Genomic DNA, 22,215 nt, shown 5'->3' on the forward strand with positions numbered 1-22,215 from the left:
ACGCCCCGGAATCGCTCCACCTTTCTTCCCTGAACAATATTTAGAAAAAATCTTGATCTCAGGCACTTATTACGGTAGTTAAGAGAACCAATTAGCATCGGAAAGGAGTCTGGTCTTGTTGGCCGGTTGGAATCCGCACGATCTCGCCGCCGCCCGGCTGGTCCTCGACAAGGGCAGCGCCGATGGAATTGTCCGCGGGCGTGAGACTCTCAGGTCCATTTTGGCAAGGCGCAGGGGGTAACAATGCCGCAGGTAGCAGCACGGATCACGACGAACCATGAGCAATGGCTCAAAGAGTTCTTCAAGACCAAGTCCGCCGGTGCGGAGTTCATCCTGCCGTGGGCCGTCGATACGTTCTTCCGCGCCATCAACAACCTGAAGAGCATGTTCTCCACTGCCGAGCTCAAGACGATCATCGAGGCGCACCGGGACATCCGACTGCTGCCCGATCAGTCGCGCGTCGCCTACCTCCAGCTCCGGCTGCAGGACGCCTGCGAGCTCGACCTGGTCCACACCAAGCACGGCTCCTCCTACTCCACTCTCGAAGCCAAGATCAAAAAGCTGGACGACACCCAGGCCACCGCTTTGATGATCTGGGCCACAGCTTACTGGGTTTCCAAAGAGTACGAAGACGTGTCTATCGATGATTATTTGAAGATTCACTAATCATACGATCCGGCATTCCCGACGAATCCGATCCCGCCCCTGGCGGGATTTTTTTTGCCTGATTCCCGGCAGGACCGCACCGCGCACGGCTACTGAATGGAGAGCTGAAGCCGGTAGTGCCGAGGGCCGCCACACTCAGAGACGACCCACGGCTTACGTTCTATTACCGGTTGCGGCCCGAGCGGAACCACTTGAGACGCAAGGCGTTGGACACCACGCTCACGGAGCTGAGGGCCATGGCCCCACCCGCAATCATTGGCGAGAGCGTGGGCCCGCCAAAGAGGAACAGCACACCGGCGGCCACGGGTATGCCCAGGGTGTTGTAGCCAAAGGCCCAGCCGAGATTCTCCTTGATGTTGCGGACAGTTGCGCGAGACAGCGCGATGGCGTCCACCACGGACCACAAGGAATCGCCCATCAGCACCACGTCCCCGGCCTCCATGGCCACATCCATGCCGCTGCCCATGGCCACGCCCACATCCGCCGTGGCAAGGGCCGGCGCATCGTTCACGCCGTCTCCGGCCATACCGACCACCCTGCCCTGGGCCATCAGCCGGCGCACGCGCTCGGCCTTGTCCTCGGGCAGCACCTCGGCCCAGTAGCCGCCCAGCTCGCCGCCGGATCCGGCCGCCTCGTCCGGCGCATGGTCCGGGATGCCCAGCTTTCTGGCCATGGCTGCGGCTGTGCGCTGGGTATCGCCAGTCAGCATAACCACAGAGACACCCATCTCACGCAGCCGGGCAAGCACATCCCGCGTCTCTTCACGCGGCGGATCGGCCACGCCCAGCACGGCCTCGGGCTTTCCGTCCACCATCAGGGCCAGTGGTGTGGCGCCGGTGTCGGCCAGGGTGCTCATCTGCTGCCGCAGGCTCTCTTGCTGCGACTCGTCCAGAGGAGCGCCGGCCTCGTTCGCAACGGCCTCGGCCAGGGCAATGGTGCCCACGGCCACCTGGCGCGTGCCGCCATCTATGGAAACATCGCCCACCACGCCAGCGCCGGGCCGGTACTCGAAGGTCTTGGCCTCCGGCGCCTGGATGGAGCGGTCCTCGGCAGCGCGGCGCACCGCGGCGGCCAGGGGGTGCTCGGACCCGGCCTCCACGCCGGCGGCCAGGGCCACGACCTCGTCATCCTGCATGTTGCCCAGGAGCGCAACCTCGGTCACCACGGGCTCGCCGCGCGTCAGCGTGCCGGTCTTGTCCATTACCAGCACGTCCAGTCGGCCGGCCTGCTCCAGTGCCGGACCGCTCTTGAACAGCACGCCGAGCTGCGCCCCGCGGCCAGTGGCCACCATGATGGAGGTAGGCGTGGCCAGCCCCATGGCGCACGGGCAGGCAATGACCAGCACGGAGATAAAGATACGCAGGGCAAAGGTGAAGTCCGCGCCGGAGATGAGCCACGCCGCGCCGGCAATGAGCGCGATGGTCATGACCGCGGGAACGAAGTAGTAGCTGACGCGGTCCGCCAGGTTGGCGATGGGCGCCTTGGTGCCCTGCGCCTCCTGCACGAGCTGGACAATGCGGGAAAGTGTGGTGTCCTCGCCCACGCGGTCGGCACGCATGCGGAAGGCGCCATGGCCGTTCACCGTGCCGCCGGTGACGCGGTCGCCCTCCTCCTTAGCCACGGGCATGGACTCGCCCGTGAGCATGGACTCGTCCAGGCTGGAGCGTCCCCAGACCACCACGCCGTCCACGGGCACGCGCTCTCCGGGCCGGACCAGCAGTACATTGCCGGGCCGGACCTGGTCGGCGGGTATGCGCTTGGTGGCTGCGCCGCCTGCCTCCGCATCATCGGTTCCGGGCTGGTTCTCCAGCACCAGAGTCGCCTCGTCCGGGGAGAGCTCCATGAGCGCGCGCACGGCGTCCGAGGTTCTGGCGCGGGAACGTGTCTCGAAGTACTTACCCAGCGATACCAGGGCGATAAGCACGGCCGCGGACTCGAAGTAGAGATCCTTGGCGTGCATCACCGGGTTGATGTTCAGGGCGATGAGCGCCACGTTCCACACCGAGTAGACCACGGCTGCGCCGGTGCCCACGGCGATGAGCGAGTCCATGTTCGGCCCGCCGCGTAGCAGGCTGGGAATGCCGTGGGTGTAAAACTCCCGGCCGGACCAGACCACGGGCAGCACCAGAGCGAGCTGCACCAGGGCAAAGGTGAGCGGCGCCTCCTGCGGATGCAGGAACGACGGCAGCGGCAGGCCCAGCATCTCGCCCATGGAGATGAGCAGCAGCGGCAGCGCAAAGGCGAAGGCCGGATAGAGCCGGCGGCGCCAGGTGTCCAGCCGTTCAGCCATCTCCTGGCGCTGACGATCCCACAGCTCTTCGGAGCTCGAACCGGCGGTCTCACGTTTGGTGGCTGAAAATCCGGCGCGCTGCACCGCTTCCATAATATTTGGCAACAGGTTGTCGATATTTGCGCCCTGCTCCGGAGTAACGGTGGCCGTTTCCGTGGCCAGGTTCACCTGTGCCTCGGCCACGCCGTCCATTTTGCCGAGCACGCGTTCCAGCCGGCTGGAGCACGCCGCACAGGTCATGCCGCCGATATCCAACACAATCTGCCGTCCTCCGCCCTCCTGTATAAGGCCCGCACCAAACCCCAGCTTCTCTACAGCATTGGTGATTGAATTATCGCTTTGCTGCTTTGGATCGTACTGGATCTGCATGGTCTCGGCCGCGAGGTTCACCGAGACATCATCGACCCCTTCCAACCTCCCGAGAACACGCTCGATTCTGCTGGAGCATGCCGCGCAGGTCATGCCACTCACCGTAAAACGACGTTGTGTATGCTCACTATTCGACATAATACCCTACTTGTGATCCGGACCCGGAAACGCTGGATTTCGGAAACGTTGTTTGGTAATTCTATTCATTACAGCGGGTCCGCGTTTTATTTTCCAATACCATTTCCTAACATACAATACGATGCCCAGCCTCGACGCCAAGCCACAACAAAGACGCCATACTCTCGACGTCTCATTCATCAACCCATTTCTCAATGCGGTTATCGAGGTGTTGCGGACAATGGCCATGACCGAGACCGAGCCGGGAAAACCGTATATCAAACAAGGCGACAAGGCGCACGGCGACGTCACTGGTCTCATCGCCGTCACCGGCCATTCCAAAGGCAGCTTCGCACTGACCTTTCCCGAGCCCTGCGCCCGGGCCATTATCTCGGCCATGCTCAGCGGCGAAGAGCTGGCTCCCTACGGCCATGACGTGCGCGACGGCGTGGGCGAGCTGACCAACATGATCGCCGGTCTGGCCCGGCGCGATCTTGCGCACATCGGCATGAAGTTCCACGCCTCGGTGCCGGAGGTGCTCATGGGGCCTGATCATGTGGTTGAGCACCTGGTCAAAGCGCCCGTGCTCTGTATTCCGTTCACCTGTCCGCATGGCGAGTTCGTGGTCGAGGTCTGTCTGGATATCTCGTAATATTGTCCGCTTATCTTTTCGGGTATTATTGATAACAATTTTCATTGTAAAAATCATCCGAAAATCCAAGCAAGGCGCGGAATGAATCTCAAAGGCCAACCAGCCGTCATCACCGGCTACACTAAAGAGCAGATGTGGTCCGCCATTCTGGAGTGGACCCGATTTTCCGACTCCCTTGCGAGCCAGGAGATGCATACCCTCGCGACAATCGCGCTGGAACGCATCCGGTCCGGACTGCCGGAGATGCCACCCAGCGTGATGAGCGGCCTCGAAGCCTTCAAGCAGACTTATCTTCTGGAGACGGACATCGGAAGGATTGTCCAGGAGCAGGCGTAGACCGCATCGTCTGCCTAGATTTCGCCGCGGATCAGCATCCCGGCCAGATACATCGCCAGACACGTTCCCACCCCGGCCATAAAGCAGAGCCGCAGGAGACCGACGAACCGTTCGCGCGTCCATTCCTTGCCCGGCCCTTCTGCGGATAGTTCCACATGCCCTTCGGCCGGACCCAGCACCGGCTTCGGCACCCACGCCCCGAAGTAGATCGCGTCGCCGCCCATGGTCGCGCCGAAAATCCACGCCGCGGCGGCCATGGGCCAGCCGGCATTGGGGCTGGAGGTTTTCCGGGCATCGCGCCGCACACCGCGCACTATCCTGGCAATGCGCCCAAAGCTCGGCCCGACAGGCCCTGCCAACGCGGCGGCCAGCACCATGCCCAGCGCCGTGAGCCGCGCCGGGATGAACGCCAGTACGTCGTCCATGCGCGCCGCCGCCTTGCCGAACCACGCGTACTCCGGCGTGCGGTAACCCCACATGGAGTCCAGTGTGGAAACGGCCTTGTACGCCCACAGCCCGCCCGGCCCCAGCAGCACGAGATAGAAGAACGGCGCCACGAGCCCGTCGTTGAGGTTCTCGGCCAGGGTCTCGGCCAGGGCCTTGCGCAGCGACGGGGCGTCCAAGGCCGTGGTGTCCCGGCTGACCAGCATGGCCACGGCGGCGCGGCCTTCGCCGATGGAGCCGGTCTCCACCGCGCGGAAGGCGGCGTGGGCCTCCCGCAGCAGGCCGCCCAGGGCCAGGCCGGACCACGACAGGTAGAGGGCGAGGAGCGGCCCGGCGTAGCCCAGGCCGGAGAGCCGCCACGCAGCCCATCCGGCGCCGCCGGCCAGCAGAACCATGCCCAGCGCTCCGGCCAGGAAAGCGCCAGCGTTGGTACCCGATGCGGGCATGCGCCGCGCAAGGCGCTCCCACCACGCGGCAAGACGGCCCAGTCCGACCACCGGATGCGGCAGCCAGCGCGGATCACCAATCAGAATGTCCAGCACCAGAGCCAGAACCGGGACGAAGTGGATGAAGGTGTGGTTGAGGTCCATGGAAGATAGGCGGTATGTGGTTGCGGCCCTTCGTACGGCGGCCGTGTCGCGTCGTTCAGCAAGTCCTATGCGCCGTGGCCCGCAGAGGCAAGCCCGGAGAGCGGCCGCACGGGTGCGCGACCAAACTCATGCCTCAGCGCCGCCTGCCCTGCTTCGGCATTCGGTTTCCGGCGCTGGCGCATCCATGTTTGCGCTTGACCTGTTGCGACTGGCGGGTAGTTTATCCCCATGGATCGCCCCGAGCCGCCAGAAACACCCCATGTGTGCGCGCGTTGCGCCCGCTGCTGCGTTATCACGCCAGAGGAAAAGCCCCTGGTCTTTCCTCTGTTTCCTCTGGAGATCGAACGCCTGAACCGCTGCGCCGAAGAGCTCGGGATCGGTCCGTCCTGGCTGGAGCACGAGCCCAACACGCCGGAGTTTCTGAGCGCCATGCTCACATTATTTCCGGACAACCAGGATGCGGTGCGGACATACTTTCCTATAAGTGAAACCCATCCCCGCCTGGGGGTTTTGGATGACGGCCGCTGCGTTTTCCTTGGCGACGCAGGTTGCATGCTATCCCAGGACGATCGGCCCGCCCACTGCCTGCTCTTCCCGCTGTGGGTGGCGCGGGGCCGCATCCGCCCTCTGGACGCGCAGTGCCTGGCCATCCAGGGCGCGCGTCGCCTCTCCGATATCCTTGAAGTTCTGAATCTTACGGAAGAATCCCTGTATGCGGCGCATGCGAACCTGTGCCGCGCATGGGGTCTTTAATCCCCCCACTTCACTCTGATTCAAGTTTTTCCGGTGCGGCGTTACCGTTCACCGGGTTCATACATCCTTTCACAGATTGTTTCCTACCGTTATGGGGGTTCACTGGTTGTTCTTCTGCGGTTTTTTCTGTAAATATTTTTTAAGAATTTTTCCAACCTACTACCCAAGGGGAAGCGCAGTATGCAGAAGAAATCGTGTGTCGCGGTCATTCTGGCCCTCGTCTTTAGCCTTGGCCTGGCGCTCAGCGCCCACGCAGAACCAATTGTCGTCAAGTTTTCCCATGTTGTGGCGGAGAACACCCCCAAGGGTAAAATGGCCAACAAATTCCGCGACCTTGTAGCCGAGCAAATGGGCGACAAGGTTGTGGTCGAGGTCTACCCCAACTCCCAGCTTTTCAATGACAACGCCGTTCTCGAGGCCCTGCTGCTGGGCGATGTGCAGCTCGCAGCCCCCGCGCTTTCCAAGTTCCAGAAGTACACCGATGTTCTTCAGCTTTACGACCTCCCCTTCCTGTTCAAAGACATGGAAGCCGTTGAGTGCTTCCAGCAAGGCCCCTTTGGCAAGAAGATGCTCAAGTCTATGATGGACAAGGGCGTCCTCGGCCTGGGCTATCTGCACAACGGTCTCAAGCAGCTTTCGGCCAACTCTCCCCTGCGCGTGCCTGCCGACGCCGCGGGCAAGAAGTTCCGCATCATGACCTCCGATGTGCTCGCCGCACAGTTCGAGGCCGTGGACGCCATTCCGCTGAAGAAGCCCTTTTCCGAGGTCTTCACCCTGCTGCAGACCAAGGCCATCGACGGCCAGGAGAACACCTGGTCCAACATCTACTCCAAGAAGTTCTACGAAGTTCAGCCCTACATCACCGAGTCCAACCACGGCCTGCTCGACTACCTGGTCGTGACCAGCGCGGAGTTCTGGAACGGCCTGCCCGAAGACGTGGCCGCCGGCCTGGAATCCGCCCTGGCCGAGGCCCTGGAGTACGGAAACGCCGAGTCCTTCGCGCTTTCCGAAGAGCAGAAGCAGATGATCATCGACTCCGGCCGCACCGAGATCATCGAGCTGACGCCTGAAGAGCGCGCCCTGTGGGTCGAGGCCATGAAGCCGGTGTGGGACGAGTTCGCCCCTGCCATCGGCCAGGACAACATCGACGCCGCCGTGGCCTGCAACAAATAAGCGCTTCGTAACTCCATATGTTCCGGCGCTTCATGAACGAGCTGGAGGAGGGGATCATTTCCCTCCTCCTTGCTTCCATGACCCTGCTCGTCTTCGTGGAGGTTGTCCTGCGGTTCGGCTTCAACACGGGCCTGCTCTGGGCCCAGGAGCTCACACTGCTGCTCTCTGCGTGGATGGTCTTGTTCGGCGTCTCCTACGGCGTCAAGGTCGGCTCCCACATCGGGGTGGACGCGGTCGTACGCCTGCTGCCGCCAAAGACGAAACGCATCGTCAGCGCGATAGCATGCGTCCTCGCCCTGATTTACTGCGGTCTGTTTCTTAAAGGCTCCTATGTTTACTTAGCGAAGATGCACTTGATCGGCATCGAGCTGGAGGACATTCCCATTCCCAAATGGGTTGGCCACTCGATTCTGATCTTCGGATTCCTGCTGCTTGCGTTCCGCATCCTGGAGCTCTTGTGGCGCATCATCCAGGGCAAGGCCGAAGGCTTCTCGCTGCATGACGAAGCCCGTGACGCCCGCGGCATGTACGAAGGCAAGCGCATGGAGGATGATGCAGAGAACGGGGAGGCGGCAAACCCATGACAACCGCCGTGCTGTTCTCCCTTCTCTTTCTGTTGTTGGCCACGGGCATGCCCATCGCCATCGGCCTGGGCCTGGCGAGCATCAGCACCATCCTGCTGTTCTCGCCGGATTCGCTCGCATCCATCGCCCTGAAGCTGTTCGAGTCGCTCTCCGAGCACTACACCCTTCTGGCGATTCCGTTCTTCATCCTCTCATCGCAGTTCCTCTCCACCGGCGGCGTGGCGAACCGGCTCATCAAGTTCGCCATCGATTGCGTCGGCTACATCCGCGGCGGCCTGGCCATGGCCTCGGTCCTGGCCTGCATGCTCTTTGCCGCGGTTTCCGGATCATCACCGGCCACGGTGGCGGCCATCGGCTCCATCGTCATCGCCGGCATGGTCCGGGCGGGATACCCCGAGAAAATGGCCGCCGGCGTTATTGCCAACGCGGGCACCCTCGGCATCCTCATCCCGCCGTCCATCGTCATGCTCGTGTACGCGGCCGCTACCGAAGAATCGGCCGCCCGGCTCTTCATGGCCGGCTTCATCCCCGGTCTGCTCATGGGCACCATGCTCATGGTCGCCATCTACATCATGGCGCGGATCAAAAAACTGCCGGCGCAGCCCTTCCCCGGTTTCCTGGCGCTGCTGCAATCCGGCTTCTCGGCGCTGGGCGGCCTGCTGCTCATCGTCATCGTCCTTGGCTCCATCTATGGCGGCATTGCCAGCCCCACGGAAGCGGCAGCCGTTTCCGCCGTCTACGCCTTCATCATCGCCGTGTTCGGCTACCGCGACATGGGCCCGATGAAGAACATTCCGTGGCGCAAAAAAGGTGAGAACTTTGTCGCCATGGTAGTCCGGAACATCTACGAGATAGTCCTGGCGCTGCCCAAGTCCATCAACCATCCCGAGGTCCGCAAAACCGTGCTGGACGCCTCGCGCGTGTCCATCATGCTGCTGTTCATCATCGCCAACGCCATGCTTTTCGCCCACGTGCTCACCACCGAGCGCATTCCGCACCACATCGCGGAGATGATTACGGGATGGGGCCTGCCCGCCTGGGGCTTCCTCGTCGTGGTCAACATCGTGCTGCTCATCGCGGGCAACTTCATGGAACCCTCGGCGATCCTGCTCATCATGGCGCCCATCCTCTTCCCCATCGCCGTCAAGCTGGGGATCGATCCCATCCACCTGGGCGTCATCATGGTCGTGAACATGGAAATCGGCATGATCACACCGCCCGTGGGCCTCAACCTCTTCGTCACCGCAGGCATCACAGGACGCGACATCGGATGGGTCGTGCGCGCAGCCCTGCCATGGCTGTGCATCCTGCTCCTGTTCCTCATCATGATCACCTACATCCCGAAGATATCCCTCTTCCTGCCCGAGTACATCGACCACCTGAAAGGCTACTGACGAGGGAACACATGCACCATCAACAACGGCCGGTCCGCATCGCGCGGACCGGCCGTTTCATTTGACAATCATGAACGTGTGATGCGGGGCGCTGCCCCGCACCCCGCCAGGGAGCAGTGCTCCCTGGCTGCCAAAAGCGTAAAGCAGTTTACTTGCCGATGCAGAAGGAGTCGAAGATGGCGTTGAGCACGTCGTGGCTGGCGATGGCCCCGGTGATCTCGGCCAGGGCGTGGCTGGCGGTTTCGAGCCGCACGCCGAGAACGTCGTAGGGGATGCCGGCGTCGAGGTCCTGGAGCAGCCCGTCGAGCTCCTCGGCGGCGCGGTGCATGGCGCGAGCTTGGCGCAGGTTGGGGGCCAGCTCGCCGGGTCGCGGCGGGGTGTCGCCACCGGCAAGACGGCGGCGGATGGCGCGGGTGAGGTCATCCACGCCAACGCCCTGTGCGGCGGAAAGGGGAATGATCTCCAGGGAGCCCAGCCCGAGCGATTGGAGCGTGTCGGCGAGGCGGGAGAGAGGGCTTCGGGGGGTGGTCGATTCATACCGCGCCCAGGTGTCGACCTTGTTCAGGGCGATGAGCACGCCCGAGGCGTCGAGGTGGGCAAGGAGCTCGCGCTCCGGCTCGGCAAGGGGCTCCTGGCGGGCGCCGTCGAGCACGAGCACGAGGAGGTCGGCGCGGGCGGCCAGGCTCCGGCTGCGGCACACGCCTTCCGCCTCGATCGGGTCGAGCTCGCCGGTAAGCAGCTCGCCGTCGGCGCGCAGACCGGCCGTGTCCACCAGAGTGACGGGCAGGCCGTCCAGCAGCAGGCGCTCTTCCAGATAGTCGCGGGTGGTGCCTGCGCGGTCAGTGACGATGGCGCGGTTCGAGCCGGCTATGGTGTTGAGCAGGCTGGACTTGCCGGCATTGACCCGGCCGGCGAGCACCACGAGGCCCCCTTCCTCCCAGACGCGACGGCGCGAGGCCGCACCGGCCAGGGCCTGAAGCGAGTCGATGAGCTCACACACGTCCCGGGTCAGGGCGTCCGGCGGCAGGCATTCCACGTCTTCGTCCGGAAAGTCCACGGCAATACAGAGCTGAATGCGCAGCGCTTCGAGTTTGTCGCGCAGGTCAGCCACGCGGTGGCCCAGACCGCCGGCAAGACGCGTCTGCGCCAGGGCCAGACCAGCCGGAGAGTCGGCGGCCACGGCTTCAGCCACGGCCTCAGCCTGCACAAGATCCATCTTGCCGTTGAGAAAGGCGCGCTTGGAGAACTCGCCGGGCCGCGCCTCGCGCACGTCCAAGTCGTTCCCGGCAGACAGCACGGACCGCAGCACCTCGGCAACCACGAGGGGACCGCCGTGGCCGTGGATCTCCACGACATCCTCGCCGGTAAAGGAGTTGGGCGCGGGGAAATGGACGGCGAGCACCTCGTCCACGATCCGCGCGTCCGGCGCATCAACCGAAGGCGCAAGGATGCGGCCATGGTGCATGTATCGGGGGGAAAAGCCGAAAAAGCCGGCGGCGGACGGCTGGAAGACGCGCAACGCGCACGCCGCAGCCGATGGCCCGGAAAGCCGCACGACACCGACGCCGCCCACGCCCGGCGGCGTGGCCACGGCGGCTATGGTATCGCGGCTGAGGTCATGACCATGTGTCCGGCTCATGAAACCCGCCTTCCCGACTGCTGAGGCTACTCGGCGTCCGACTGCCCGTTGGACGGCGCGGGCGCCTCAGGCTGTTTCGGCGCTTTCGGCTCGACAGGCGGCTCGGGCGCAACAGACTGCTTCGGCGCTTCGGGCTCGACAGGCGGTTCAGGTGCCTCAGGTTGTTTGGGCGCTACGAACTCGGCTGACAGCTCGGGAGCGGTTGCCGTCGGCGATGGCGCAGAAGGAGCTTCCATCGGTGCGGGCTCGGCAGGAGCGTCAGCCGCCATGGGCTGCTCGGGAGCGTTCTCCGTCGGGGACTGCTCCGTCGACTCCGTTGCCGCTGGCTTTCTGGAGCGGCCACGTCCACGGCCGGAGCGGGAACGCCCGCCGCGAGAGCCACGGGAACGCGACCGGCCGTTCTTGCCGGAGCCTTCCTTGGCAGGTGCGTCGTTGGCAGCATCGGCTGCGACGGCATCATCCGTTTCCAGAGCGGCTTCAGCGACATTGCCGTTCTTCGGGGGCTTTGCAGCCTTGCCGGGCTTGGAGGACTTGCCGGGTTTGGAACCGTTGCCCGACTTGGCCGCCTTTTCGGACTGGGCTGTCTTCTCAGGCTTGGAGCCGTTGCCGTTGCCGGCGTCTGTGCCGTTGCTCTTGGCAGGCTGGATGATGACGCGCTTCATGGGGCCGTCGCCTTTGGAGCGCGTCTGCACCGCGGCATCGTCCTGCAACGCCATGTGCACTACGCGGCGGTGGTACGAAGCGAGCGGCCGCGTGGACTGCGAGCGGTTCTGGGCAATGGCCTTCTCGGCCAGGCCCAGGGCCATCTCGCGCAGGCTTTCGTTCTGGCGCTCACGGTAGTCGCCGGCGTCCAGCCGCAGGCGAACCTGCTCCGGCCATTGCTTGGCCAGGATGCGGTTGGCGATGTACTGCAGCGCCTGGAGGGTCACGCCCTCCTTGCCGATGAGCAGTCCGGCCTGCTCCTCGTCGTCGATGACGGCGAGCACCTTGCCCGGGCCTTCCATGCTGACCTCGAGGCTGGGGTGCCCGGCAATGGGTTCGATGAGCTTGATCAGCACATCGCGGACATAGAGCTTCAGCTCCACGCTCTGGTCGCGGAGCATGGCCCGTACGGTGGCCTTGCGGCCGCCTACCAGGCCAAATATGCCGCCGGAGGCGTCGTTGAGTATCTCGACCTCGAGCGCTTCACGGTCGACGTCGAAATGTTTGCATGCTTGGTCTATGGCTTCGTCTATTGATCTTCCTTCAAAATGCTTCGCATCGCTTGCCATGGGCGATTCCTCTAAGAGCCATGCGCGCGCCGCCTTACGCTTTTTTGAGCATCCAGCGCTGCTGAATAATGGAGATAACGTTGTTCGTCAGCCAGTATGCCACGAGACCCGCAGGGAAGTTGAGGAAGATGAAGGTGAAGATCAAGGGCATGAACATCATGACCTTGGCCTGGGTCGGGTCTCCTGGCTGAGGCGTCATCTTTTGTTGCAAGAACATGGTGAGACCCATGATGATGGGCGTCACATAGAAGGGGTCCTTGGCGGAAAGGTCGGCGAGCCAGATGATGTTCGTGAACGGCACGTGGGTGATGAACGGAGCGTGCCTGAGTTGAATGGAGTTGAGCAAGGCCTCGTACAGCCCGATGAACACCGGGATCTGCAGAACCATGGGCAGACAACCGCCGGCGGGGTTGACCTTGTACGTTTTGTACAGGCCCATCATCTCCTGCTGCATCTTCTGCTTGTCGTCTTTGTACTTCTCGCGAATCTTGGCCATCATCGGCTGGAGCTTCTTCATCTGGTTCATGGACTTGTAGCTCTTGTGCGAGAGCGGCCAGAAGAGAATCTTGATGACGATGGTGAGGAGGATGATGGCCACGCCGTAGTTGCCCACGAACTTGTAGAAGAGGTTCAGGGCGACAAGCAGCGGCTTGGCGATGATGTCGAACCAGCCGAAGGTGATGGCCTTGGCCATCTGGTTCGGCGTGCCCTTCATGACCTGCTCGTCCTTGGGACCAAAATAGTAGTTGGCGTCCACCAGGGTTTCGCTGCCCGGCTCGAGATTGCCGAGACGCCGCTCCAGCGCCACGCGGTAGACCGAGTCATCGACCTTGGCGACATACCCGACGTCCTGGCCCGGGTTGTCGGACTCCTTGGGAGTCACTGCCAGCAGGAAGTAGTTGGACTCGATGCCGGCCCAGATCACGTTGTTGTCGATGATGACGCCTTCGGTCTCCAGGTCGTCCACGTCGTGCTCCTGCTCCAGGCCGGAAGGAGTGAGCGCGGCGACTCGGGTTCTGTTGTAGCGGTCTTCCGCCTTGGTCAGGCTGGAAGAGGCCAGGGTGAAACGCAGGTTGCCGCCCACGGGCTGGTCGCCGGTGTTGACCAGGTGGACCTGTTCGCGCACCAGGTAGGTAGCCGCATCAAAGGTGAACACACGCTTGATTCGAATCCCGTCCACCTCGCCGGTGAAGACGATCTGCGTGGTGTTCTCTCCGGAAACATCCAGAGACTTCACAGGTTTTCCGTTGATATCGGTGGCCGAGCCCCAGGAACCGATGGCCCAGGTGGACTTACGGTTCAGCAACAGGCCCATGGGGCCCTTCACAACGGCGGAACCGATAAGGTCCACGTCCGGCGAATCGGGCTCGATGGTTTCCTTGTACTTGTGCAGCGTGAACTGCTCGAGAATGCCGCCGGCCGAGTTGAACACAGCCGTGTAGAGGGGCGTCTTGACAGTGACTTCCTCGCCCTTCACGACGGTGATCGGTTGGGCTTCGATATCCGCGGATGCGGCAGCCGTCTGCCGTGCAGTTTCCGTGGTATTGGCAGGAGCCGCCTGCTGGGAGGCGTTGCCCTGCGTGGACACCACTTGTTGTGTGGGCTGCGGCGGGAAGATGAAGTTCCAGCCGATAAGCACCAGCATGGAGAGGACCACGGCGACGATGACGCGTTTATTATCCATGATATCAACGTGGGGGTCCGCCCTCGGCCGGATGTGGGGCCGGGGAGACTTTTTTTGGAGGCACGGGGTCGTAGCCTCCTTTGCAGAACGGATTGCAGCGCAGAATGCGCCAGAGGGAAAGCAACGTCCCCTTGCATGCGCCGTGTACGCTCATGGCTTCGCAGGCGTACTCCGAGCACGTGGGCACGAACCGGCACGTCGGCGGCTTGAGCGGGGAGATGCCCAGCTGATAGCCGCGCACGAGGAGCAGGAGGAGGCGTCGCATGATGGTTCAGTTGCCGGAGGGCTGATTCCGGCGTGCGCCTTGAACGTCCCGATGCGCCGGGTCGCCGCCAAGGCGCTTGCCCATTGTCTTGACCACTTTGTTCACCACAGGCCACAACTCTTCATCCACAACCGCCAGATCCATATGCGCCGGCCTGGCGTTGCGCTTGACCACGCAGACGAACTCCAGACAGACGGGTGCTCCGGCAACTGCAGACAACTTCGCGACCCCCTCGCGGATACCAACTTGCCGCAACCGGAAGAACTCCCGGATCAACCGCTTGACCCGGTTGCGGCGCACCGCCGAGCCCACTTTCTTGCTCACGGCCATGCCGAACCGGAATCCCGGCTCATCGCATGGGCAGACGCGGGCAAAGACCATGAAGCTCCGTGATGCGAAGCGGCGGCCCTCCTCGTAACAGACAAGGTACTCGGGCCGCTTACGGATGCGCAGGCCTTGGGAAAGATTTAGCAGGCCAGCCTCTTACGCCCCTTGGCACGGCGGCGGCGCAGAACGGCCCTGCCGGACTTGGTGCGGGAACGGACGAGAAAGCCGTGGGTACGCTTTCTTCTGATCTTGCTCGGCTGATAAGGACGCTTCGACATGATATATTTCTCCTTTGCAAAAACGAACAGATAGATTTACAGTGATTTTTTGGCGCAGTCAACACATCGCGCGTCGCAAACTTTTTCGAGCAGCGCGCTGTTTCTGTCACTTCAGTCCCGCCGTTACGGCGGCGTATGCCGAATACGGTGACTGCGGCCTGTTGTCCACTAGAATTTCCCTCCGGGCCGGAACTGGCGGGAGAGCTGGCGGAAAACACCCGGGGGCGAACCATCCCCCCTTGCCCGGCAGGCGTCGCTGCATGCAGCCCTGGCAGCGGCATGAGCGCCTCGCCTTGACAGCCACCCCGGCAATACATACCTAGCTGCGAAACGTGAATAAAAAAAGGAGTCCTTTCCATGGCCTATGATGTCCGTCTGGTCAAGCTCATCAATGGCGAGCTGGTGCTCGGCAAGTTCGACGCCGAGAACGACAAGCTCACCGATCTCGCTCTTATCCAAACCGTGCCCACCGAGCAGGGCGTGCAGATGATGCTCCTGCCCTTCGGGTACCCCTTCGATCAGGAGATCGGCGGCGAGGTATCCATGAAGCACGTGCTCTACCAGTATAAGAACGTGCCCGAGGAGCTGACCAACAAGTACTTCGAAGCCTCCTCCAACCTGACCATGGCCTCGGCCAACACCCTGCGCAATCTGAACAACATGCAGGGCAAGGGCGGCGGAGTTTCGGATATCTCCGACCTTCTGAAGAAATAGCATCTTGCTGCGTACAGCTTGATGACTGAATGCAATCCGGCAGGTTGCTGAGAAAGGTTTGAGAGCATATCCCAAGAAAAATTCACGGACGGTGCGTACTCTTTCATACGCACGGATCTGATTTTTTCGAGGGAACGCGGCTCTCGGCTTTTGTCGGCAACCTGAGCGCCTTTTGGCGCCGTCGCTTTCCCCGGTGGTCCCTCGTTCGGGCGGGCCTTCGGGACAATTCTCCAGCCCTCCCCGCGACCTGGTCGCGGGTTTTTTTTCTATGCGCGAACTGCTGCCGCTGCTACCCAAGCCCAGCCGCTACCTCGGTGTCGAGGAAGGCGCCGTCGTCAAGAACCCGGACGCCGTGCGCGGCCGTCTGGCCCTGGCCTTTCCGGATCTCTACGAGGTGGGCATGTCCTACACGGGCATGACCATGCTCTACGACGCCATCAACCGCCTCGACCACCTCTGGGCCGAGCGCGTGTTCGCCCCATGCCGCGAGACTGGCGCCATACTCACAGAGCGCGGCGCGGCCCTGACCACCCTGGAGAGCGACACCCCCCTGCGCGAGCTGGATTGCATCGGCTTCCACATCACCCACGAGCTCTGCTACTCCAACGTCCTCTTCATGCTCGACCTTGCCGGCATTCCCCGCCGGACAAAGGACAGGACCGACGAGCCGGTGATCATTGCCGGCGGCGGCTGCACGCTCAACGCCGAGCCCCTGGCCGAGTTTGTGGACTGCATGGTACTGGGCGACGGCGAGGTCATCCTGCCGCCCCTGGTGGAAGCCATCGCCGACATGCGGCGCGAGGGCCTGGAGCGCGGCGAGCTGCTCGCACAATTGGCGCGGATAGACGGCGTCTATGTTCCATCCATACATTTGCCCAGGACGGAGGCGGACGAGATTGCCGAGCCTCCGGCCGCCCGCCGCACCCTGGTGCGCAATCTGGACGACACCGTGTACCCGCTGGCCCCGGTGCAACCCTTCGGCGCCGTGCACGACCGCTTCACCATCGAGATTGCCCGCGGCTGCACGCGCGGATGCCGCTTCTGCCACGCAGGCATGACCTACCGGCCGGTGCGGGAGCGCAGCCTGGACGCCCTGGGCAGCATCGTGGAAAACGGACTGGCCGCCTCCGGTTACGAGGAGCTCTCCCTGCTCTCCCTCTCTACCGGCGATTTCTCCGCCCTCGGCGCTCTCTTCCACCAGACTCTGCCCCACTGCGCCGCCGAGCAGGTGGCCATCTCCCTGCCGTCGCTGCGCGTGGGATCGGTAACGCCGGAGATCATGGCCGCCATCGCCGGCATCCGCCGCACCGGCGCGACCCTGGCCCCGGAGGCCGGCAGCCAGCGCCTGCGCGACGTCATCAACAAGGGCGTTACCGAAGAGCAGCTGCTGGAGCACGTGAAGCACCTCTTTCTCAACGGCTGGAACGGCGTGAAGCTCTACTTCATGATCGGCCTGCCCACGGAGACCGAGGAAGATCTCGAAGCCATCGTCCGGCTGTGCCGCCTGGTGCGCGAGACAGCCTTCCGCACCACGCCGCACAAGAAGGGCCGCATCACCGTGACCGGCGCCGTCTCGCCCTTTGTGCCCAAGCCGCACACCCCGTTCCAGTGGGAGCGCCAGATCAGCCTGGACGAGATCAAGGAGCGCATCGCCTTCCTCAAGGAGCGTTTCCGTCAGGCCAAGGTCAACTTCCGCTACCACCTGCCGCAGATGAGCTGGCTGGAGGGCGTGTTCTCCCGCGGGGACCGCGCGCTCTCCCGCGTGGTGGAGCTGGCCTACGAGAAGGGCGCGCTCTTCGACAGCTGGAACGACTCGCTGAACCTCGCCCCCTGGCGTGAGGCCATGGCCGAGCTGGGCGTCATTCCCGAGAGCTATCTTGCGGCGCGGGACCTGGACGCCCCCCTGCCCTGGGACCACCTGGGCTGCGGCGTCACCCGCGAGTTCCTGCTGCGGGAGCGTAAACGGGCGCTGGACGCCAAGGTCACGCCGGACTGCCGCTACGGGGCATGTGTCTCCTGCGGCGTATGCGACTGCTCGGCCAAGGGCTCCGAGTTCAGCGACCACGGCGAGCCGGCCGGCATCGCCCATATCCTGAACCAGGCCACGCGCGACCAGGAGACCCAGGAGACTGAAGACGTTACACCCGCTTCCGCTGAAGCCGCTGTTGCAGCAGAACCCACCGCCGCAGAAGACGTTGCGGAAGAGGACGCCTGCGACGTGCTGGGCGTGAAGGCCTCCCATGTGCGTATCTGGTACGCCACGCGCGGCGAAGCCGCCTTCCTCAGCCAGCTGGAGCTGCAGCCGACCTTTGAGCGCGCCTTCCGCCGGGCCGGGCTGCCCCTGTCCTTTTCCCGCGGGTTCCATCCCCTGCCGCTCATCTCCTTCGGCCGGGCCTTGCCCGTGGGCGTGGCCAGCGAGTGCGAGTACATAAACTGCTTTTTGCGCGAGCCCCTGGACGCCGCCGCAGTGCGCCGCGCCCTGGTTCCGGCCATGCCTGCATTCCTGCCCGTCACCTATGTGGAGGATCTCTCCATGGGCAAGAAGCAGCCCCAGCCCGTGGCCGAGCGCTTCCGTCTTGAGATGCAAGGCGACGCCGACCGCGGCGTGGTACGCGAAACCTGGGAAGCCTTCCGCGACGCGGAGGAGTTCCCGGTACAGATCGAGACCAAAAAAGGCGTGAAGACCAAGGATCTGCGGCCCTACGTTACGGAGATCGAGACCGACGGCTTTGAGGACGACGCGGCCGTGCGCTTCACCCTGGACTGGTCCGGCGGGTACATGAGCCCGCTGAAGATCGCCATGGGGGTCTGCCCGGACCTCACGCTGGAGCGTTTTCTGCTGACCAAGGAGTCGGCCCGGTTCTGATGCGGCTTGCCACTCTCCCCCTGGCGAGTTAGGAAGGAGTATCAATCATTCCTGGAGCCTGGGAGAAAGGCAATGCCAGAGAATCCCGCCACTACGGAGTTCTTCAGCCACTCTTCGCCGGATGTAGCGTTCCGCCGCATCGAGAACCTGCTCAAGGCGAGCCAGTCCCTGGTGCGCATCGAGTCCATCGAGCTGTTGCTGCCCAGCCTGTTGGAGATGGCCAAGGACGTGACCAATGCCGAGGCCGCATCCATCCTGCTGTTCAATCCCGAGAGCGAAGAGCTCTGCTTCTACCACGCCATCGATCCGGACCCGGACGCCGCTCCCATTCCATCCGACGTCTGCCACGAGTACCCCGACGCCGTGACCCTGTGCGGGGCCGGCTGCTTTGCCCGGCTCTTTCAGCATGCATCCGTGTCCAGCGCCCTGAGCTCTATCCGCCTGCGCCTGGGCGAGGGCATTGCCGGCTCCGTGGCCCGGGAACGCCGCGCCGTGCTGGTGCGCGACGCCCGCTCCGACCCGCGCTTCTCCCCCCGCGCAGACGCCGTCACCGGCTTTACTACGCGCAACCTCATCTGCGCGCCGCTCCTCTATCAGGACGAGCTGCTCGGAGTGATCGAGGTGCTCAACGCCCTGGACCGGGAGAGCTTTGTGGAGGAGGACGTCAAAGTTCTCGAATGCTTTGCCTGCCTTGCGGCGGAGTCCTTGCAGCGGGCCGCGCTGCTCAACGCGCGTGTGGCGCAGAAGGCGCTGGAGGCCCAGCTTGAGGCCGCGGCAACGATACAGGCGTCCTTCCTGCCCAGCCTGGACGGTAGGCATGGCGGGGTCCGCGCCTGGGGCGTGACTCGGCCGGCCCGGTTCGTGGGCGGCGATCTGTATGACGTGATGCCCCTGCCGGACGGCACAGGCCTCGCTTACGTGGCGGATGTATCGGGCAAGGGGCTGCCGGCCTCGCTGATCATGGCCGCCGCCTGGGCCCAGGTTCGCGCCGAGGCCAACCGCACCCCGGAGCCCGGCCCGCTGCTGGAGCGCGTGAACAATGCTCTGGTACGAACCCTGGAGCGGCAGGCCCACTTCGTGACCATTGTTATCTGCCGTTACGGCCTGCCCGGCGGCCTGGTGCAGCTCGCCTCGGGCGGGCATCCGGCTCCGCTCCTTGCCGGACCGGACGGTGTTGCCGAGCTGGAGCGCACAAACTCGCTGCCCCTGGGCATCGAGGAGGACACGCCCTACCCCATGACCGAGTTCGTCATCGAGCCGGGCGGCTCCCTGCTGCTCTTTTCGGATGGATTGTTCGAGGCCGAAGATACGGACGGCGCCATGCTCGGCATGCAGCGGGTTCTCAACGCGCTGGCCGGAGCAACGCCGCCGCTGGGGGAGCCGGTTCTGGAAATATTCGAGACCTTCACCCGCGGGGCCGAAGCCGCGGACGATCTGACCATTCTGGAGCTTTCACGCGTCTCGGCCTGATCCACACGGCGCGGCCGGTTGTGCATTGCGGAAACTCCGCCGTATGCGGAAGGCTCGCCCGAACGAAAAAGTCCAGGGTCTGCCTACTGCGAAAAAACGTCTGAAGCGAGGCGTTCCCTCTCGACGATCTCGGCGTCGTGACGCCGCAGCTTCGTCTACTCCCCCTTGATTCTCTCGCCCAGAAGCGGGAATCCGACCGGACACTGCGTCTCTCCGCTCAGGTCGGCGAACCCGGCCAGTGCGGCCGTCTCCTTGAGCTCATCCGGAATCGACCCGGCCACCGAGATGCACAGCCCGCGTTTCTCAGCGCTTTTGTAGGCAGCCCAGAGCACTTGCAGGAAGGTCACGTCCACGCTTTCCACCGCCGTCATGTCCACGTCGAAGTCCACGCCGGCATCCAGGGCCTTGAGAAAAAGGTCCTTGAACTCCGGAGCGCGCTCGATGGTCAGCCGACCGGAGAGCGTGATGCAGTTGAAGTTTTCCGCCTCATCAGGCTCTGTGTCCAGCGCCTCTTCGGCCGCGGCGTGGGCCAGCTCTTCTGCCTGGGCCAATGACTTGTCGAAAGCCGCTTCCATGTCGTCCAGCTCCCCCTCGTCGATGGTTACTCCGAGGCTTGTCATGGATGCCTCGTGCTGCGCCAACGGCACCGTCAGGGCGATGCCCGGCTCCTCCAGCCTCACGGTGTGGATGTATCTGGAATCCACCTGAAACACCGCACGCACGAGATCTTCCTCCAAGATGGTCGCGTAGAGGATGTACAAAGGTACGCGCCTGGAAATGTCTTGGTCCAGGTCGCCCACACCGGACGGGTCGGTCCGGCAGTCCAGCAACATCCCGCTCTTCTCCAGGAAACGCAGCAGATCGAGCGGGGTCTTGCCCTTCTGCATCACGTCGTGGATCAGGTCGTACTCCACCACGTACAGGAAATTCCCGGCCCGGCGCGCCTGGATCAGGTCGTGCTCGCACACCCGGAATATGGGCCGTCCATCCGGCAGCAGCACCTCCCGCGTCTCCACCAGCGCAGGCAGACGCTCGCCAGGCAGGCAGGCGCTTATCAGCCCCAGCAGCGCCTCAATCAGGGGTTCGATATCGGCGGCGTCGCTCGCCTCCACGTCGTCCAGCATCTCGTCCAGCACGCCAAAAGCGATCAGAACCGTGTTGATGACGGTTGTGGAGGGCTCCATGTCTCGGCTGCGCAACAGGCCCAGCACGTTTTCTACTCTGTGGGCCAGGGTGCGGATGGCCCTCAACCCCAGAAAGCATGCGCCGCTCTTAATGAAGTGCGCGGTGCGGAAAATAGTGTTCAGGAGCTCCGGGTCCTGGATGCCGCTTCCATTTGCGATCTCCGGCAGCTCGGCTTCGATGTTCGCCAGCCGTTCTCTGGCCTCATCCACGAACATCTGAATCACGCCTTCTTCCATATCATCCTCCAGTTACTCAGGATCCACCCGGAAATGCGTATCAAGGCGCATTGCGCCGAAGAGTGCTGTCATGTCCTGGCTGACGCGTCGAAGCCGCAATCCGCCGCCGGCCGCGGCAAGGGCGTTGTGCGCTGCAATGAAGAGACGAATGCCTGTGGAGTCCACGACGCTGACGCCAGACATGTCGATGGTGATATCGGTCACGCCCGCATGGAGAAGGTCTTGCAACTCCTGGCGCAGAACTCCCGCGCCGGACGACTCCACCCCCCTGCATGGCATGACGATGGCGGCCGCGCCGCCAGCCCAGTCGGGGCTTTGCGAGACCACGTTGGAGCCGCCGTTTGTGGCAAACCAGATGCAGTTGCCCCTTGCGTTGAAGCTGACAGCGTCGAAGTAGCCGTAAAGAATGGGCAGGCCCCGTCCGCCCATGCTCAGGGGATGGGGCACAGCTCTGCCCGCGTTGGCCCAGTCGAAGCCGGGCCCCTCGTCGGACACGGTCACGGAGACGCCGTCCCGGCCGTACTCCAGCTCGGCGCGGATGATCTGGCCGGCGTCGAACCTCGCGCCGTGGACTACGGCGTTGGCAAGCGCCTCCCGCAGGCCCAGCACGACCACGAACCGGCAGTGCTCCAGGCCGAGGCGGTCAAGAAATCCGCACGCCTCGTTACAGGCCGCGTCGATGTTGCCGAGCTCTGCGGACATGGCTACCCGCAGCACCGTCTGTGTAGACTCCATGGTGAACATTATTATGCTGCTCCGATTGCGGCTATGCCGCTCCGGCGGATGTCTTCGGGATATCTTGTCGGACAAGGTCGGAATCGCACACATTGAAGAGCGTAGCGGCCACGGTACAGCCGGCATCGCTTGTGCCGGGTAGCTCGCTCCCGGTACATGATGCAGCCGTACCCATGA

At 63.5% G+C, this 22,215-nt stretch carries 20 protein-coding genes; 10 read left to right on the forward strand and 10 right to left on the reverse strand.

What is annotated here, in order from left to right:
• Positions 1–243: 243 nt before the first annotated feature.
• A complete protein-coding gene (locus tag E8L03_RS07640) occupies positions 244–666 on the forward strand; it encodes a hypothetical protein (protein ID WP_144233826.1) in 423 nt (140 codons plus the stop codon).
• A 163-nt stretch (positions 667–829) separates the two neighbouring features.
• Here E8L03_RS07640 and E8L03_RS07645 read toward each other — a convergent pair whose 3' ends face one another.
• Entirely contained in the window at positions 830–3,418 is a 2,589-nt protein-coding gene (locus E8L03_RS07645; RefSeq protein WP_244963688.1) for a heavy metal translocating P-type ATPase, read from the reverse strand.
• A 166-nt stretch (positions 3,419–3,584) separates the two neighbouring features.
• Here E8L03_RS07645 and E8L03_RS07650 point away from each other — a divergent pair, with 166 nt between their 5' ends.
• Both E8L03_RS07650 and E8L03_RS07655 read left to right on the forward strand, forming a co-directional pair.
• Positions 3,585–4,094, forward strand: a complete 510-nt coding sequence (locus E8L03_RS07650) for a chemotaxis protein CheX (RefSeq protein WP_144233824.1) — start codon at positions 3,585–3,587, stop codon at positions 4,092–4,094.
• 81 nt (positions 4,095–4,175) lie between these two features.
• Positions 4,176–4,430, forward strand: a complete 255-nt coding sequence (locus tag E8L03_RS07655) for a hypothetical protein (protein WP_144233823.1) — start codon at positions 4,176–4,178, stop codon at positions 4,428–4,430.
• 14 nt (positions 4,431–4,444) lie between these two features.
• Here E8L03_RS07655 and cbiB read toward each other — a convergent pair whose 3' ends face one another.
• Positions 4,445–5,464 carry an adenosylcobinamide-phosphate synthase CbiB gene (gene cbiB / locus E8L03_RS07660; protein ID WP_171267000.1) on the reverse strand — a complete coding sequence of 340 codons (1,020 nt, stop codon included), beginning with the start codon at positions 5,462–5,464 and terminating at the stop codon, positions 4,445–4,447.
• A 228-nt stretch (positions 5,465–5,692) separates the two neighbouring features.
• Here cbiB and E8L03_RS07665 point away from each other — a divergent pair, with 228 nt between their 5' ends.
• From E8L03_RS07665 to E8L03_RS07680, 4 genes are all read left to right on the forward strand, one after another.
• Positions 5,693–6,217 (forward strand): YkgJ family cysteine cluster protein, encoded by a 525-nt coding sequence (locus E8L03_RS07665; RefSeq protein WP_144233821.1) that lies wholly within the window; start codon positions 5,693–5,695, stop codon positions 6,215–6,217.
• A 180-nt stretch (positions 6,218–6,397) separates the two neighbouring features.
• Positions 6,398–7,390: a TRAP transporter substrate-binding protein gene (locus E8L03_RS07670; protein ID WP_144233820.1), complete on the forward strand. Its 993-nt coding sequence runs from the start codon at positions 6,398–6,400 to the stop codon at positions 7,388–7,390.
• A 32-nt stretch (positions 7,391–7,422) separates the two neighbouring features.
• Entirely contained in the window at positions 7,423–7,974 is a 552-nt protein-coding gene (locus E8L03_RS07675; protein ID WP_235896488.1) for a TRAP transporter small permease, read from the forward strand.
• Positions 7,971–9,368 (forward strand): TRAP transporter large permease, encoded by a 1,398-nt coding sequence (locus tag E8L03_RS07680; RefSeq protein WP_144233818.1) that lies wholly within the window; start codon positions 7,971–7,973, stop codon positions 9,366–9,368. The genes E8L03_RS07675 and E8L03_RS07680 overlap by 4 nt, the downstream gene beginning before the upstream one ends.
• 148 nt (positions 9,369–9,516) lie before the next feature.
• Here the strand turns inward: E8L03_RS07680 and mnmE are convergent, their stop codons facing one another.
• From mnmE to rpmH, 6 genes are read right to left on the reverse strand one after another with little or no spacing between them, the layout of a single operon-like run.
• Positions 9,517–11,007: a tRNA uridine-5-carboxymethylaminomethyl(34) synthesis GTPase MnmE gene (mnmE, locus tag E8L03_RS07685; RefSeq protein WP_171267001.1), complete on the reverse strand. Its 1,491-nt coding sequence runs from the start codon at positions 11,005–11,007 to the stop codon at positions 9,517–9,519.
• 26 nt (positions 11,008–11,033) lie between these two features.
• Entirely contained in the window at positions 11,034–12,278 is a 1,245-nt protein-coding gene (jag, locus tag E8L03_RS21150; RefSeq protein ID WP_171267002.1) for an RNA-binding cell elongation regulator Jag/EloR, read from the reverse strand.
• Between the two features lie 34 nt (positions 12,279–12,312).
• Positions 12,313–13,962 carry a membrane protein insertase YidC gene (gene yidC, locus E8L03_RS07695; RefSeq protein ID WP_144233815.1) on the reverse strand — a complete coding sequence of 550 codons (1,650 nt, stop codon included), beginning with the start codon at positions 13,960–13,962 and terminating at the stop codon, positions 12,313–12,315.
• Positions 13,963–13,966: 4 nt separating this feature from the next.
• Positions 13,967–14,227, reverse strand: a complete 261-nt coding sequence (gene yidD / locus E8L03_RS07700; protein ID WP_144233814.1) for a membrane protein insertion efficiency factor YidD — start codon at positions 14,225–14,227, stop codon at positions 13,967–13,969.
• Between the two features lie 6 nt (positions 14,228–14,233).
• Positions 14,234–14,701, reverse strand: coding sequence for a ribonuclease P protein component (rnpA, locus tag E8L03_RS07705; RefSeq protein ID WP_171268450.1), 468 nt, complete (start codon positions 14,699–14,701; stop codon positions 14,234–14,236).
• Positions 14,695–14,832 carry a 50S ribosomal protein L34 gene (rpmH, locus tag E8L03_RS07710; protein ID WP_144233812.1) on the reverse strand — a complete coding sequence of 46 codons (138 nt, stop codon included), beginning with the start codon at positions 14,830–14,832 and terminating at the stop codon, positions 14,695–14,697. Before rpmH ends, rnpA begins: the two co-directional genes overlap by 7 nt.
• A gap of 357 nt (positions 14,833–15,189) precedes the next feature.
• Here rpmH and E8L03_RS07715 point away from each other — a divergent pair, with 357 nt between their 5' ends.
• The 3 genes from E8L03_RS07715 (at position 15,190) to E8L03_RS07725 (ending at position 19,882) form a co-directional block, all read left to right on the forward strand.
• Positions 15,190–15,546 (forward strand): hypothetical protein, encoded by a 357-nt coding sequence (locus E8L03_RS07715; protein WP_144233811.1) that lies wholly within the window; start codon positions 15,190–15,192, stop codon positions 15,544–15,546.
• 268 nt (positions 15,547–15,814) lie between these two features.
• On the forward strand, positions 15,815–18,412 hold the full coding sequence (locus tag E8L03_RS07720; protein WP_171267003.1) for a TIGR03960 family B12-binding radical SAM protein: 2,598 nt from the start codon (positions 15,815–15,817) through the stop codon (positions 18,410–18,412).
• Positions 18,413–18,484: 72 nt separating this feature from the next.
• A complete protein-coding gene (locus tag E8L03_RS07725) occupies positions 18,485–19,882 on the forward strand; it encodes a PP2C family protein-serine/threonine phosphatase (RefSeq protein WP_171267004.1) in 1,398 nt (465 codons plus the stop codon).
• Between the two features lie 155 nt (positions 19,883–20,037).
• Here E8L03_RS07725 and E8L03_RS07730 read toward each other — a convergent pair whose 3' ends face one another.
• A complete protein-coding gene (locus E8L03_RS07730) occupies positions 20,038–21,303 on the reverse strand; it encodes an STAS domain-containing protein (protein ID WP_171267005.1) in 1,266 nt (421 codons plus the stop codon).
• 12 nt (positions 21,304–21,315) lie between these two features.
• A complete protein-coding gene (locus E8L03_RS07735; protein ID WP_167512313.1) occupies positions 21,316–22,038 on the reverse strand; it encodes an ATP-binding protein in 723 nt (240 codons plus the stop codon).
• Positions 22,039–22,215 lie beyond the last annotated feature (177 nt).

It is taken from the genome of Oceanidesulfovibrio marinus (genome assembly GCF_013085545.1).
GTDB lineage: Bacteria > Desulfobacterota > Desulfovibrionia > Desulfovibrionales > Desulfovibrionaceae > Oceanidesulfovibrio > Oceanidesulfovibrio marinus.